The following is a 13,467-nucleotide window of genomic DNA, read 5'->3' as shown; positions in this document are numbered from 1 at the left end:
CGGAGTGGCGGGGATTGGTGACATGGCGTGCTTCGACAGGACCCGCACAGCGCGATCCGCGACAACCGCCATGCCGTTGTAGGAGCGCACCTGGGCGCGATAGGCCCCACCGGTAACGCCCGTCGCGCCCGGGTGCGCTCCTACGGGGTGGCGGGGATTGGTGACATGGCGTGCTTCGACAGGACCCGCACAGCGCGATCCGCGACAACCGCCACGCCGTCGTAGGAGCGCACCTGGGCGCGATAGGCCTCACCGGTGCCGCCCGTCGCGCCCGGGTGCGCTCCTACGACGAGGGCGGCTAGGTGCGCGGGCGTGCGCCGGTAGAGCCGCGGACCACGCAGCGGCCGGTCATCACCATGCGGCGGATCGGCAGCTGCGGATTACTCAAACGCTCCAGCAGCAACGACATCGCCGCGCGCCCCATGTCCTCGACCGGTTGCTCGACCACGGTGATCCCCGGCTCGACCAGGTCGGTCCAGCGCTCGTTGTCGAAGCCGGCCAGGGCCAGGTCCTCGGGAATGCGCAGCCCGGCGGTGCGGGCGGCCTTGAGCGCGCCCATCAACAGCAGGCTGTTACTGGTCACGATGGCGTCGGGGCGGTCAGCGCCGGCCAGCCATTGGCCGACTTCGGCGATCGCCGCTTCGGCGGTGGGCGCCACTTCGCGGTAGGCCGGCGTCAGCCCTGGCGCCGCCATCGCGGCCAGATAGCCGTTGCGACGCTCGGTTGCGGTGGTACTGGTGCCGAACAGCCCGCCGATGCGCCGATAGCCCTGCGCCTGCAGATGCGCGACCAGCTCGCCCATGGCCGCGGCGTTGTCCAGCACCACGCTGTCGTAGCGGCTGCCGGGGCCGGCGCGGTCCACCAGCACGGTCGGGTAGTCCAGCACCAGCTCGTGCATGCGCCCGACCGTGCTGCGGGTCGGCGCGAAGATCAGCCCGGTGATGCGTTCTTCCTGCATCAATTGCAGGTACAGCGCCTCGCGCTCGGGATCTTCGTCGGTATTGCACAGGGTCACGCGCATGCCGGCGCGGTAGGCCACCTCCTCCACCGCACGGATCAGCGCGGTGAAGTACGGGTTGCGGATGTCGGCGACGATCACCCCGAGGATGCCGGACTGCTGGGATCGCAGGCGCCGCGCCATCAGGTTGGGTCGGTAGCCGGTCTGGCGCACCGCCGCCTCGACCTTGGCCCGCACCTCCTCGCTGACCGGGCCAGTACCCAGCGCGCGCGAGACCGTCGATTTGGAAACCCCGGCCACCCGGGCCACGTCATTGATGCTGATACTCACTGGGACCGTTCCCGCTCCATTTGCGCACCTAGGGCCAGGCGCCGTCTCTGATTCGATGCTAACCCGAAAGCACTACAACGTTTTTGTGCAGCGCACATTGACCTGGAACATGGGAACGTTCCCACTATACTGCCCAGCCCGTCCCCACCCCCGGAGTCCGTCTTGTCCTCTCCGTCGCCAGCCGCCCCCGTCACCCCCGAACTCGTGCGCCTGCGTGCGCATGCCCGCGACAAGGACGACGCCATCGCGCAGGCCGCCCAGTTGCTGGTCGCCGCCGGCTGCGTGGCGCCGGGCTACGACGCCAGCATGCGGCGCCGCGAAGGCCTGGCGAACACCTTCCTCGGCCACGGCCTGGCGATCCCGCACGGCGTCGGCGAAGACCGCCACCTGGTCCGCCGCGACGGCATCGCGGTGCTGCAGTTGCCCGAGGGCGTGGAGTGGAACCCGGGCCAGACCACCCGGCTGGTGGTCGGCATCGCCGCCCAGTCCGACACCCACATCACCCTGCTGCGCCGGCTGACCCGCCTGATCCAGGACCCGGCCCAGCTGGAAGCGCTGTTCACCACCGATGACCCCGGCGTGATCGTGGCGGCCTTGACCGGCGACCGCGCACCCGACAGCAGCGCCGCGCCGGCCACCGATCTGGCCGAATCCTTCGAATGGACCATCGCCTACCCCAGCGGCCTGCACGCCCGCCCGGCCACGCGTTGGGCCGAGACCGCGCGTGGTTTTTCGGCGCGCGCCCAGGTGCGCGCCGGCGACCAGGCCGCCGATGCCAAGAGCCTAGTCGGCCTGCTGCAGCTGGGCCTGCGTGCCGGCGACAGCATCACCGTTTCGGCCGAAGGCACTGATGCGGGTGCGCTGCTCAAGCGCCTGCGCGCAGTGATGGACAGCCTGACCGCTCAGGAAAAGGCCGATGCCGAGCGTGCCGCGCAACGCCGCGCCGCCCCGGTGGCCGGCTGGACGCCGCCACAGGCGCAACCAGCCATCGTCGGCATCGGCGCCAGCCCGGGCGTGGCGATCGGCATCGTGCACCGGCTGCGCGCGGCGCAGACCGAGGTGGCCGATCAACCGGTCGGCCTGGGCGATGGCGGCGCGCTGCTGCACGACGCACTGACCCGCACCCGCCAGCAGCTGGCGGCGATCCAGGACGATACCCAGCGCCGGCTCGGCGCCTCGGACGCGGCGATCTTCAAGGCCCAGGCCGAGCTGCTCAACGACACCGACCTGATCACCCGCACCTGCCAGCTGATGGTCGAAGGCCACGGCGTGGCGTGGTCGTGGCACCAGGCGGTGGAACAGATCGCCTCAGGCCTGGCCGCACTCGGCAACCCGGTGCTGGCCAGCCGCGCGGCCGACCTGCGCGATGTCGGCCGCCGCGTGCTGGCCCAGCTCGACCCGGCCGCCGCCGGCGCCGGCCTGACCGACCTGCCGGAGCAGCCCTGCATCCTGCTGGCCGGCGATCTGTCACCGTCGGACACCGCCAACCTGGACACCGCACGCGTGCTCGGCCTGGCCACCGCGCAAGGCGGGCCGACCTCGCATACCGCGATCCTGTCGCGCACGCTCGGCCTGCCGGCGCTGGTCGCGGCCGGCGGCCAACTCATGGATATCGAAGACGGCGTCACCGCCATCATCGACGGCAGCAGCGGGCGGCTGTACATCAACCCGTCCGAGCTGGATCTGGATGCGGCGCGCACGCATATCGCCGAGCAGCAGGCGATCCGCGAGCGCGAGGCCGCGCAGCGTGCATTGCCTGCCGAAACCAGCGACGGCCACCACATCGACATCGGCGCCAACGTCAACCTGCCCGACCAGGTCGCAATGGCGCTGACCCAGGGCGCCGAAGGCGTCGGCCTGATGCGCACCGAATTCCTGTTCCTGGAAAGCGGCAGCACGCCCAGCGAGGACGAGCAGCACGCGACCTACCTGGCGATGGCGCAGGCGCTGGATGGCCGCCCGCTGATCGTGCGCGCGCTGGACATCGGCGGCGACAAGCAGGTGGCGCATCTGGAGCTGCCGCACGAGGAAAACCCGTTCCTGGGCGTCCGCGGCGCACGCCTGCTGCTGCGTCGCCCGGACCTGCTCGAACCGCAGCTGCGTGCGCTGTACCGCGCCGCCAAGGACGGGGCGCGGCTGTCGATCATGTTCCCGATGATCACCTCGGTGCCGGAGCTGATCACCCTGCGCGCCATCTGCGCGCGCATCCGCGCCGAACTCGACGCGCCGGAGGTTCCGATCGGCATCATGATCGAGGTGCCCGCCGCCGCCGCGCAGGCCGACGTGCTGGCGCGCCATGCGGACTTCTTCTCGATCGGCACCAATGACCTGACCCAGTACGTGCTGGCGATCGACCGCCAGAACCCGGAGCTGGCCGCCGAAGCCGACAGCCTGCACCCGGCGGTGCTGCGCATGATCCGCAGCACGATCGAAGGTGCGCGTAAACACGACCGCTGGGTCGGCGTGTGCGGCGGCCTGGCCGGTGATCCGTTCGGCGCCAGCCTGCTGGCCGGCCTGGGCGTGCAGGAACTGTCGATGACGCCCAACGACATCCCGGCGGTCAAGGCACGCCTGCGCGGCACCGCGCTGAGCACGCTGCAGCAGCTCGCCGAGCAGGCGCTGAACTGCGAAACCGCAGAGCAGGTGCGCGCCCTGGAAGCGCAGCGCGAGGGCCAGGCATGAAACTGCACGCCATCACGGTGACGCTGAACCCGGCGATCGACCAGACCATCCAGCTCGACAGCCTGCAGCCGGGCGCGGTGCATCGCGCCAGCAGCGTGCGCAACGATGCCGGCGGCAAGGGCATCAACGTGGCCGCCTGTCTGGCCGACTGGGGCAGCCAGGTCGCCGCGCTCGGCGTGCTCGGGGTCGGCAATGCCGGCGTGTTCGAGGCGCTGTTCCGCGAGCGCGGCATTGCCGATCACTGCCAGCGCGTGGCCGGCGAGACCCGCACCAACCTCAAGCTGGTCGAAGCGCGCAGCAACGACACCACCGACATCAACCTGCCCGGGCTGCGCCTGGGCCAGCCGCACCTGCAGGGCGTGGCCGATCACCTCGCCCCGCTGCTGCGCCCCGGCCTGCCGGTGGTGCTGTCGGGCAGCCTGCCGGCCGGCCTGCCGGACGACAGCTGGGCGCAGTTGCAGGCCCAGGCCAGCGCCGCCGGTGCGCGCGTGCTGCTGGACACCAGCGGCGCGCCGCTGGTGGCCGCGCTTGGTGCCGAACGCCAGGCGCTGCCGTACGCGGTCAAGCCGAACCGGCACGAACTGGAAGCCTGGACCGGCCGCCCACTGAGCGACCGTGCCGCCCTCAGCGCCGCCGCGCACGAACTGATCGCGCGCGGCATCCAGCTGGTGGTCATTTCGATGGGGACCGAAGGCGCACTGTTCGTGCAGCGCGACCAGCGCCTGATCGCGCGTCCGCCGCGCCTGGCGCAGGGCAGCAGCGTGGGCGCCGGTGACGCGATGGTGGCCGGCCTGGCCGCCGCGCTGCTCGGCGAGTCCACCGATCTGGAAAGCTGCGCACGGCTGGCGACCGCGTTCTCGCTCAGCCGGCTGGAAAGCGGCGATGCGCGCCGGCTGAACCCGCAGCAGGTGCGCAAGCTCGCCGGCGAGATCGTCATCGACCCGCTCTCGTAGCACCACCGCCGGCGCGAACGCTGGCAGCGCCAGCGCAGCGCGCCGATGTTTGCGCAAGACACCACGTATCCCGCCGGCGCTTGCCGGCGACCGAACAACGCAGGAGATTTGCATGTCCTCTTCCATCGTGGTCATCGCCGCTGGCGACCGCAGCACCGAAGCCGTCCTGGCGGCCGAAGCGCTGCGCCGCGCGGCCACCGCCGCCGGGCGCAGCGTGACGATCGAAATCCGCAGCGACCAGGGCGTGCTCGGCGCATTGCCGGACGAACTGGCCAGCGCCGCCAGCCAGGTGCTGGTGATCGGCGACGCCGATGCCGACACCGCCCGCTTCGGCGACGCGCAACTGCTGCGCCTGAGCCTGGGCGCGGTACTGGACGACCCGGCCGCCGCAGTGAACCAGCTCGCCGCACCGGCTGCCGCCAATGCATCGGCTGCCGCAGGCAGCGCGGGCAGCAAGCGCATCGTTGCGATCACCTCCTGCCCCACCGGCATCGCGCACACCTTCATGGCCGCCGAAGGCCTGCAGCAGGCCGCCAAGAAACTCGGCTACCAGATCCGCGTGGAAACCCAGGGTTCGGTCGGCGCGCAGGACGCCCTGACCGACGCGGAAATCCGCGATGCCGATCTGGTGCTGATCGCCGCCGATCGCGAGGTCGACCTGGCCCGCTTCGGCGGCAAGCGCCTGTTCAAGAGCGGCACCAAGCCGGCCATCAACGATGGCCCGGCCTTGATCCAGAAAGCGCTGGCCGAAGCCGGCGTGCACGGCGGCGCGGCGCCGGTCGCAGGCGCTCCCAAGGCCGAAAACACCGGCAACGGCCGCACCGGCGCCTACAAGCACCTGATGACCGGCGTGTCGTTCATGCTGCCCTTCGTCACCGCCGGCGGCCTGTTGATCGCGCTGGCATTCGCGCTCGGCGGCATCTATGCCGGCGACGATGCCCACCAGGGCACGCTGGCCTGGTCGCTGTTCCAGATCGGCGCCAAGGCCGGCTTCACCCTGATGGTGCCCGCGCTGGCCGGCTATATCGCCTACTCCATCGCCGACCGCCCCGGCATCGCGCCCGGCATGATCGGCGGCCTGGTCGCGGCCAACCTCAATGCCGGCTTCCTCGGCGGCATCATTGCCGGCTTCATCGCCGGCTACGGCGTGGCCGCGCTCAACCGCTACATCCGCCTGCCGCGCAACCTGGAAGGACTCAAGCCGGTGCTGATCCTGCCGGTGCTGGGCACGCTGCTGGTCGGGCTGGCGATGATGTACGTGTTCGGCCAGCCGGTGGCCGACCTGCTGGCCTGGCTCACCGCCTGGCTGCGCGGCATGCAGGGCAGCAGCGCGTTGCTGCTGGGCCTGTTGCTCGGCGGCATGATGGCCTTCGACATGGGCGGGCCGGTCAACAAGGCCGCCTATGCGTTCTCCACCGGCCTGATCGCCAGCCAGGTCTACACCCCGATGGCCGCCGCCATGGTCGCCGGCATGACCCCGCCGCTGGGCATCGCGCTGGCCACCTGGGTGTTCCGCAACCGTTTCACCGTGGAAGAGCGCGGCTCGGCCACGGCCGCCGGCGTGCTCGGGCTGGCCTTCGTCACCGAAGGCGCCATCCCGTATGCCGCGCGCGACCCGCTGCGCACCATCCCGGGGCTGGTGATCGGCTCGGCCGTGGCCGGCGCGATCTCGATGACCGCCGGCGCCGAGTTGAAGGCACCGCACGGCGGCATCTTCGTGCTGCTGATCCCCAACGCGGTGACCCACCTGCTCAATTACGTGCTGGCCCTGGTGGTCGGCGTGGTGGTCACCGCGGTGGCACTGCGCCTGCTCAAGAAGCCGGTGGCCGACGTGGTCGCCTGACCTTCGGCCACCCCGCCACTGGCGCTTGCCGCCCGCGCATGCGCCACGCCTGATCGCCGCCCCGCTCCACCCCTGACTGGTTTCACCGCTGCGCTGCGCACCCTCGTGCGCGGCCAGCGGCTTGCCCATCCCCTAGCTGTCGCGTTCGCCACCCGGCCACGCCTTCCTTCGTTCGGAGTCCTGCCATGACCGTCCTCGCCCCCCGCCATGCCCGTCCCCGCCTGCTGTGCCTGTCGCTGGCACTGGCGCTGACCCCGCTCGCCCACGCGCAGGATGCCGCCGATGCCTTCAAGCTCAAGCTGGGTTACACCGGCGAAGCCGCCTCGATGATCGATGGCGGCCGCAAGAACGGCGACGCCTATGCCGGCCAGCTGATGGTCGGTACCGACGTCGACATGGACCGCCTGTTCGGCTGGGGCGGCGCCACCGTCAAGCTGTACGTCACCAACCGCCACGGCACCAACCTGGCCAACAGCAGCATCGGCAACAGCACCTCGGTGCAGGAGATCTACGGTGGCCAGGGCACGCGGCTGGCCAACTTCACCCTGCTGCAGAAACTGTTTGACGACCGCCTGGAACTGGAAGCCGGCCGCAGCGTGGCCAACATCCACTTCCTCGGCTCGGACCTGTGCCAGTACTTCCAGGGCAACTCGGCCTGCGGCAACCCCACCTTCGTGTTCCGCACCAGCAACTTCACCTACTGGCCGGTGTCCAGCTGGGCCGCGCATGCCACCGCCTGGGTCACGCCCAAGGTCTATGTGCACGTGGGCGCCTACGAGGTGAACCCGGTGCAGGCCCAGGACGGCCAGCACGGCCTGAAGTGGAGCACCGACGACACCACCGGCGTGGTGGTGCCTTACGCGGTCGGCTACAAGAACAAGGGCGGCGACGGCAGCATGGCCGCGATGTACGAACTGGGCGGCTGGCAGGACAACTCCGACTACACCGACCCGCTGCGCGACCGCAACGGCAACCCGGCCGTGCTCAGCGGCATGGGCTACGAGAACAAGCAGGGCCGCTCGGGCGTGTTCGGTCGCTTCGAACAGCAGGTCACCAATCCGGATCCGTCCGGCGCCCGCGGCCTGACCGTGTTCGGCGCCATCCTCAAGAGCACCGGTGGTCAGGCGATCGAGGACCACTTCGTGCAACTGGGCCTGGTGCAGAAAGGTACCTTCGCCAGCCGCCCGCAGGACAACATTGCGTTCGTGATCACCCAGCAGAAATACAGCGACGAAGCCATCGAAAACCTGCGCCTGGCCCGCGCCTCGGCCGGCGGCACCGGCACCCCGGCCGACAACCAGATCATGATGGAGCTGAGCTACGGCATCCAGGTCACCAAGCGCCTGCGCATCGCGCCGAACCTGCATTACGTGATCAACCCCGACCAGTTCAACGAACCGACCCGCACCAACGATCTGAAGAACGCGCTGATTGCAGGCATGCGGATCGACTGGAATCTGTAAGTCCGCGAGGATCGGTGCGCGCGTCGCAGGACGTTGCAGCGCACTCACCTAGCTCGGTAGGAGCGCGCCTGAGCGCGATGAGGCATTCCCGATAAAGCCCGGTCGCGCTCTGGCGCGCTCCTACGACGCATTGCACTGCATGGCTGACCTGGTTTCGGCGGGTTTTAGCCAGCGCACTTCGCCTTGCTCCGTAGGAGCGCACCTGGGCGCGATGAGGCATTCCCAATAAAACCCGATCGCGCGCAAGCGCGCTCCTACGACGCATTGCACTGCATGGCTGACCTGGTTTCGGCGGGTTTTAGCCAGCCCGCTCGCTTGGCCCGGTAGGAGCGCACCTGGGCGCGATGAGGCGTTACCGATAAAGCCTCGTCGCGCTCAGGCGCGCTCCTACGATACGTCGCGTTGCCCTGCTCGATGCGCCAAAACGAAAAAACCGCGCAGCGCGCGGTTTTTTCGTGATCGAAGATCGATGACCAATCAGGGACGACGCGCCAGCGCCTCCACGTCCTTGGCCTTGGGCAGCAGATCCTGCTTGGTGACGGCGAACGGCCCGATGCTCAGCATCGGCACTGCCACGATCACCGAGGAGATCACCACGATCACCGCGCCGATCATGTGCGTCTCGGCCAGGCCTTCCATCGACTCGCCGCCGTAGATGTACAGGGCCAGTGCCGACAGGAAGAACATCACCGCGGTGATCACCGTGCGCGACAACGTCTGGTTGATCGAGCGGTTCAGTACTTCCAGCGGCTCCACCCGCAACGCGCGGAAGTTTTCGCGCACGCGGTCGAACACCACGATGATGTCGTTGATCGCAAAGCCCATCACCGACAACAGGCCGGCCAGCACGGTCAGGTCGAACTCGCGGCCGGTCAGCGACACGAAGGCCACGGTGACCAGCAGGTCGAACAGAGCGGTCAGGCTGGCGACCACGGCGAACTTCCACTCGAAGCGGAAGGCGATGTAGATCAGAAAGCCCACCAGCATGAACACGGTGGCGTACACGCTGTTCAAGGCCAGATCCTTGCCGACCTGCGGGCCGACGAATTCGCCCGGCTGCACGGTGGCGGGATTCTGCGCGGTGCTGACCGCCTTGCGCACTTCTTCGGCGACGGTGGTTGCGGCATCGTCGCGGTTGTTGTGCTGCTCGCGCGCCTGCAGGCGGATCATCACTTCGTTGCCGCCGCGCGCGTTCTGCACCTGGGCGTTCTCGAAGCCGGCCTTGGCCAGTTGCTCACGCACCTGGTCCACGTCCACGGTCTTCTGGAACGAGGTCTGCACCAGCGTGCCGCCGGTGAATTCCAGCGCGTAGTTGAAGCCCTTGCCGACGATGATGCCGACCGAGGCCACCGCGATCACCAGCATCAGGATCAGCACCGGCTTGCGCAGGCGCATGAAGTCGATCTTGGTGTCGTTGGGAATGAGATGGAGCGGGAACAATTTCATGGAAAAGATCTTCCGTTTAGACGTTGCGCACCGTCAGGATGCGCAACGCTTGCGAAGGGATTCATCCCCCGCCCCCAGCAGCGCGCTGCAGGGGGCAAGGCCGGACTCGCATCTCAGATGGCGACGGTCTTCAGCTTCTTGCGGCGGCCGTAGATCAGCACCGCCAGCGCACGCGACACGGTGATCGCGGTAAACATCGAGGCGAAGATACCGATCATCATGGTCAGCGCGAAGCCCTTCAGCGGGCCGGTGCCGAACGCGTACAAGGCCACCGCCACGATCAGACCGGTGAGGTTGGCGTCCAGGATGGTGCCGCCGGCCTTTTCATAACCGGCCGCAATCGCCGATTTGGCCGGCACGCCCAGTCGCAGCTCCTCGCGGATACGCTCGTTGATCAGCACGTTGGCGTCCACCGACAGGCCCACCGACAGGGCCAGACCGGCAAACCCCGGCAGTGTCATGGTGGCGCCGAACAGCGACATCACCGCCACCACGATCAGCAGGTTGAACAGCAGCGCCACCGAGGTGATCGCGCCGAACACGCGGTAGTAGACGGTGAAGAACACCAGCGTGAACAGGAACGAGTAGATCACCGCAGTGACGCCGCGCTCCACGTTCTCCGCACCCAGGCTGGGGCCGATCACGTATTCCTCGACGAAATCCATCGGCGCGGCCAGCGAGCCGGATTTCAACAACTTGGCCAGGTTCTCGGCCTCCACCTTCTCCAGTCCGGTGGTCTGGAAGTTCTTGCCGAACACGCCGGCGATGCGGGTCGGCGACAGCGCCTCTTCCTTGACCCGCACGCTGCGCACTTCCTTGCCGTCGACCATGCTGACGGTGGGAATGCGCTCGATGTAGACCACCGACATCAGCTTGCCGACGTTGGCGCTGGTGTAGTCGAGCATGCGCTGGCCGGCGACGTTGTTGAGCGTCACCGCCACCGCCGGCATGCCGTTCTGGTCGGTGCTGACGCTGGCACTGACCATCTGGTCGCCGGTCACCAGCGCGCGCTTGTTGAGCAGCACCGGCGCGCCGGTATCGCGCACGCGGTAGACCTTGGCTTCGGGCGGGATGCTGCCGCTGCGCACGGCGTCTTCGGCATTGCCTTCGACCACCGCACGGAACTCCAGCGAGGCGGTGGCGCCGATCAGGCGCTTGGCCTCGGCGGTGTCCTGCAGGCCGGGCAGTTCGACCACGATGCGGTCCTCGCCCTGGCGCTGGATGGTCGGTTCGGACACGCCCAGCGCGTTGACGCGATTACGCAAGGTGGTGAGGTTCTGCTCGATCGCGCCGCTGGCTATCTGCTTGAGTTCGGCCTCCGGCACTTTGACCGAGATGTTCTGGCCGCTGACGTCGTAGGTCAGGGTCGGCTGCGACTTGGCCAGCGCGGTACGCGCTGCGTCGACGCTGGCGCCCTCGCTCAGGCTGACCTGGATGCTGTTGTCGCCGCGGCGTTCGACCGAGCGGTAGGCGATACGGCCGTCACGCAGCGTGGTGCGGATGTCTTCGGCAAAGCCGTCCAGGCGCTTTTCCAGCGCGGCCTTCTGGTCTACCTGCATGGCGAAGTGCACGCCGCCGACCAGGTCCAGGCCCAGCACCATCGGCCGGCCGCCCAGCTTGGCCAGCCAGTCCGGCACGGTCGAGGCCAGATTCAGCGCCACCGTGTAGTTCTCGCCCAGTTGCTGGCGCAGCACGTCGTTGGCGCGGGTCTGTGCCTGCAGGTTGGGCAGGCGCACCATCAGGCTGTCGCCTTCCCGGGTGACGGCCTTCGGCGTGATGCCGGCGGCCTTGAGGTCGGCGGCGATGCGGCTGCGCAAGGCATCGTCGAGCTGGGCGCCGCGGCTGGCGGTGATCTGCACGGACGGGTCCTTCTGGTAGATGTTGGGCAACGCGTACAACGCGCTGACCGCTAGCACCAGCAGGATCAGGAAATACTTCCAGCGAGGAAATTCGAGCATTGCGACAGTCCCGCGCGACACCATCCCGGCGACGCGCCTAGCAGTGAGAACGACTTCCAGCGGCCAACACAACGTCGCCAGCGGTCGTCAGGTGGATGCGGCGGTGCCACGGAGCAGCGCGCTCAGCGCCGGTTCGCGGCACCGACTGCGCCCACCTGACAGTGGGCGCAGCGGGTTGGTTGCCGCTTAGTTGGCAGACTTCAGCGTGCCCTTGGGCAGCACGTGGCCCACGGCACTCTTCTGCACGCGGATGCGCACGTTGTCGGCCACTTCCACGGTGATGAAGTTGTCGCCGATATCGGTGATCACGCCCGCCACGCCGCCGGAGGTGATGACCTCGTCGCCGCGCGCCAGCTTGTCCAGCAGCGACTTGTGCTCCTTCTGGCGCTTCATCTGCGGGCGGATCATCAGGAAATACATGACCGCGATCAGGATGATCGGCAGCGCGAAGGTGGACAGGCCGCCCATCGGGCCGGGCGCCGGCGCGCCGCCAGTGGCCTGCGCCTGGGCGACGGGGATCAGGAAATCGAGCAGATTCATTCAGTGCATCCTAGTTTGGGTGCCAGCGCGCCAACCGGCCGCTCGCTATTCAGGTACCGCCGGAGCGGAACAGCCGGGAATTATGCCACGCAGGTTCCAAACCGTCCGCGCAAGGCGCGGACGGCCGGTCTCAGCTGGTTTCCCCCGGCAACGGCGGCGTGATGGCGCCGCGTGCCGCATAGAAGGACCGCCGGAACTCGGCAAAGGTTCCCGAGGCGATCGCCGCACGCAGGTCGGCCATCAACTTCTCGTAGTACCAGAGGTTGTGCAGGGTGCCCAGCATCGGCGCCAGCATCTCGTTGCAACGGTCCAGATGCCGCAGGTAGGAACGTGTGTAGCCGCTGCTGCAGGCATGGCAGCCGCAGCCCGGCTCGATGGTGTCCAGGTCGCGCTCGTACTTGGCGTTGCGGATGCGCACGGTGCCGAAGGAGGTGAAGTAATGCCCGTTGCGCGCATTGCGTGTGGGCATCACGCAGTCGAACATATCCACGCCCCGTGCCACGCCTTCGACCAGGTCCTCCGGCCGGCCCACGCCCATCAGGTAACGCGGGCGGTCGGCAGGCAGGCGCGGATGCAGGTGTTCCAGCATCGCGTTGCGCTCGTGCTCCGGCTCGCCCACCGCCAGCCCGCCGATGGCGTAGCCGTCGAACCCGATGCACTGCAGCCCGTCCAGCGAGCGGCTGCGCAGATCCGGATGCACCCCGCCCTGCACGATGCCGAACAGCGCCGCGTCGTTGCCCAGCCCGTCATGCGCCTGCCGCGAGCGCTGCGCCCAGCGCAGGCTCAGCTCCATCGAGCGCCGCGCCACCTCTTCGGTGGCCGGGTACGGCGTGCATTCGTCGAAGATCATCACGATGTCCGAATCGAGCACCTTCTGGATCTGCATGCTCTCCTCCGGGCCAAGGAACACCCGCGCACCATCGGTGGGCGAGGCGAAGGTCACGCCCTGCTCGGTGATCTTGCGGCGATGCGCCAGCGAAAACACCTGGAACCCGCCCGAATCGGTGAGGATCGGCCCGTCCCAGCGCGCAAACCCGTGCAAGCCGCCGTGATCGCCGATCACATCCAGGCCCGGGCGCAGATACAGGTGGAAGGTATTGCCCAGGATGATCTCCGCACCCAGCGCGCGGATCTGCTCGGGCAGGATGCCCTTGACCGAGCCATAGGTACCCACCGGCATGAACGCCGGCGTCTCGACGGTGCCACGCGGAAAGGTCAGACGCCCACGCCGGGCATGGCCGTCGGTGGCTTGGAGCTGGAACTGGAGTCGGGACATTGAAAGGCCGGGATTGGA

General features: G+C 68.6%; 9 protein-coding genes. 4 read left to right on the top strand and 5 right to left on the bottom strand.

The features are described from left to right. Positions 1–298 precede the first annotated feature (298 nt). Positions 299–1,288 carry a LacI family DNA-binding transcriptional regulator gene (locus ABQ137_RS14275; protein WP_184518744.1) on the bottom strand — a complete coding sequence of 330 codons (990 nt, stop codon included), beginning with the start codon at positions 1,286–1,288 and terminating at the stop codon, positions 299–301. Between the two features lie 162 nt (positions 1,289–1,450). Between ABQ137_RS14275 and ptsP the strand changes: the two genes are divergently transcribed. The 4 genes from ptsP (at position 1,451) to ABQ137_RS14255 (ending at position 8,229) form a co-directional block, all read left to right on the top strand. Next, complete coding sequence (ptsP, locus tag ABQ137_RS14270) at positions 1,451–3,970, top strand: phosphoenolpyruvate--protein phosphotransferase (RefSeq protein WP_184518741.1); 2,520 nt, start codon at positions 1,451–1,453, stop codon at positions 3,968–3,970. Next, entirely contained in the window at positions 3,967–4,923 is a 957-nt protein-coding gene (gene pfkB, locus ABQ137_RS14265) for a 1-phosphofructokinase (RefSeq protein WP_349782948.1), read from the top strand. The genes ptsP and pfkB overlap by 4 nt, the downstream gene beginning before the upstream one ends. Before the next feature lie 112 nt (positions 4,924–5,035). Further along, positions 5,036–6,766 carry a PTS fructose transporter subunit IIC gene (locus ABQ137_RS14260; RefSeq protein ID WP_349782946.1) on the top strand — a complete coding sequence of 577 codons (1,731 nt, stop codon included), beginning with the start codon at positions 5,036–5,038 and terminating at the stop codon, positions 6,764–6,766. A gap of 185 nt (positions 6,767–6,951) precedes the next feature. Continuing rightward, entirely contained in the window at positions 6,952–8,229 is a 1,278-nt protein-coding gene (locus ABQ137_RS14255) for a carbohydrate porin (RefSeq protein WP_184431379.1), read from the top strand. A 477-nt stretch (positions 8,230–8,706) separates the two neighbouring features. On the opposite strand, the gene secF is transcribed toward ABQ137_RS14255, so the two are convergent. The 4 genes from secF to tgt form a co-directional block, all read right to left on the bottom strand. After that, positions 8,707–9,675: a protein translocase subunit SecF gene (gene secF / locus ABQ137_RS14250; protein WP_349782943.1), complete on the bottom strand. Its 969-nt coding sequence runs from the start codon at positions 9,673–9,675 to the stop codon at positions 8,707–8,709. A gap of 113 nt (positions 9,676–9,788) precedes the next feature. Further along, on the bottom strand, positions 9,789–11,633 hold the full coding sequence (secD, locus tag ABQ137_RS14245) for a protein translocase subunit SecD (RefSeq protein ID WP_349782941.1): 1,845 nt from the start codon (positions 11,631–11,633) through the stop codon (positions 9,789–9,791). Between the two features lie 186 nt (positions 11,634–11,819). Beyond that, on the bottom strand, positions 11,820–12,173 hold the full coding sequence (gene yajC / locus ABQ137_RS14240) for a preprotein translocase subunit YajC (RefSeq protein ID WP_016903294.1): 354 nt from the start codon (positions 12,171–12,173) through the stop codon (positions 11,820–11,822). A gap of 130 nt (positions 12,174–12,303) precedes the next feature. Then, positions 12,304–13,449: a tRNA guanosine(34) transglycosylase Tgt gene (tgt, locus tag ABQ137_RS14235; protein ID WP_046343159.1), complete on the bottom strand. Its 1,146-nt coding sequence runs from the start codon at positions 13,447–13,449 to the stop codon at positions 12,304–12,306. Positions 13,450–13,467 lie beyond the last annotated feature (18 nt).

Origin of the sequence: Xanthomonas sp. WHRI 8393 (assembly GCF_040203315.1) — a bacterium.
In the GTDB taxonomy this organism is placed as follows: Bacteria; Pseudomonadota; Gammaproteobacteria; order Xanthomonadales; family Xanthomonadaceae; genus Xanthomonas; species Xanthomonas arboricola.
This window is presented reverse-complemented; position numbering and strand designations above follow the sequence as displayed.

Coding starts and splice junctions, on each gene's coding strand:
- pfkB (WP_349782948.1), top strand. CDS start 3,967: ATGAAACTGCACGCCATCACGGTGACGCTGAACCCGGCGATCGACCAG.
- ABQ137_RS14260 (WP_349782946.1), top strand. CDS start 5,036: ATGTCCTCTTCCATCGTGGTCATCGCCGCTGGCGACCGCAGCACCGAA.
- ABQ137_RS14255 (WP_184431379.1), top strand. CDS start 6,952: ATGACCGTCCTCGCCCCCCGCCATGCCCGTCCCCGCCTGCTGTGCCTG.
- secF (WP_349782943.1), bottom strand. CDS start 9,675: ATGAAATTGTTCCCGCTCCATCTCATTCCCAACGACACCAAGATCGAC.
- secD (WP_349782941.1), bottom strand. CDS start 11,633: ATGCTCGAATTTCCTCGCTGGAAGTATTTCCTGATCCTGCTGGTGCTA.
- yajC (WP_016903294.1), bottom strand. CDS start 12,173: ATGAATCTGCTCGATTTCCTGATCCCCGTCGCCCAGGCGCAGGCCACT.
- tgt (WP_046343159.1), bottom strand. CDS start 13,449: ATGTCCCGACTCCAGTTCCAGCTCCAAGCCACCGACGGCCATGCCCGG.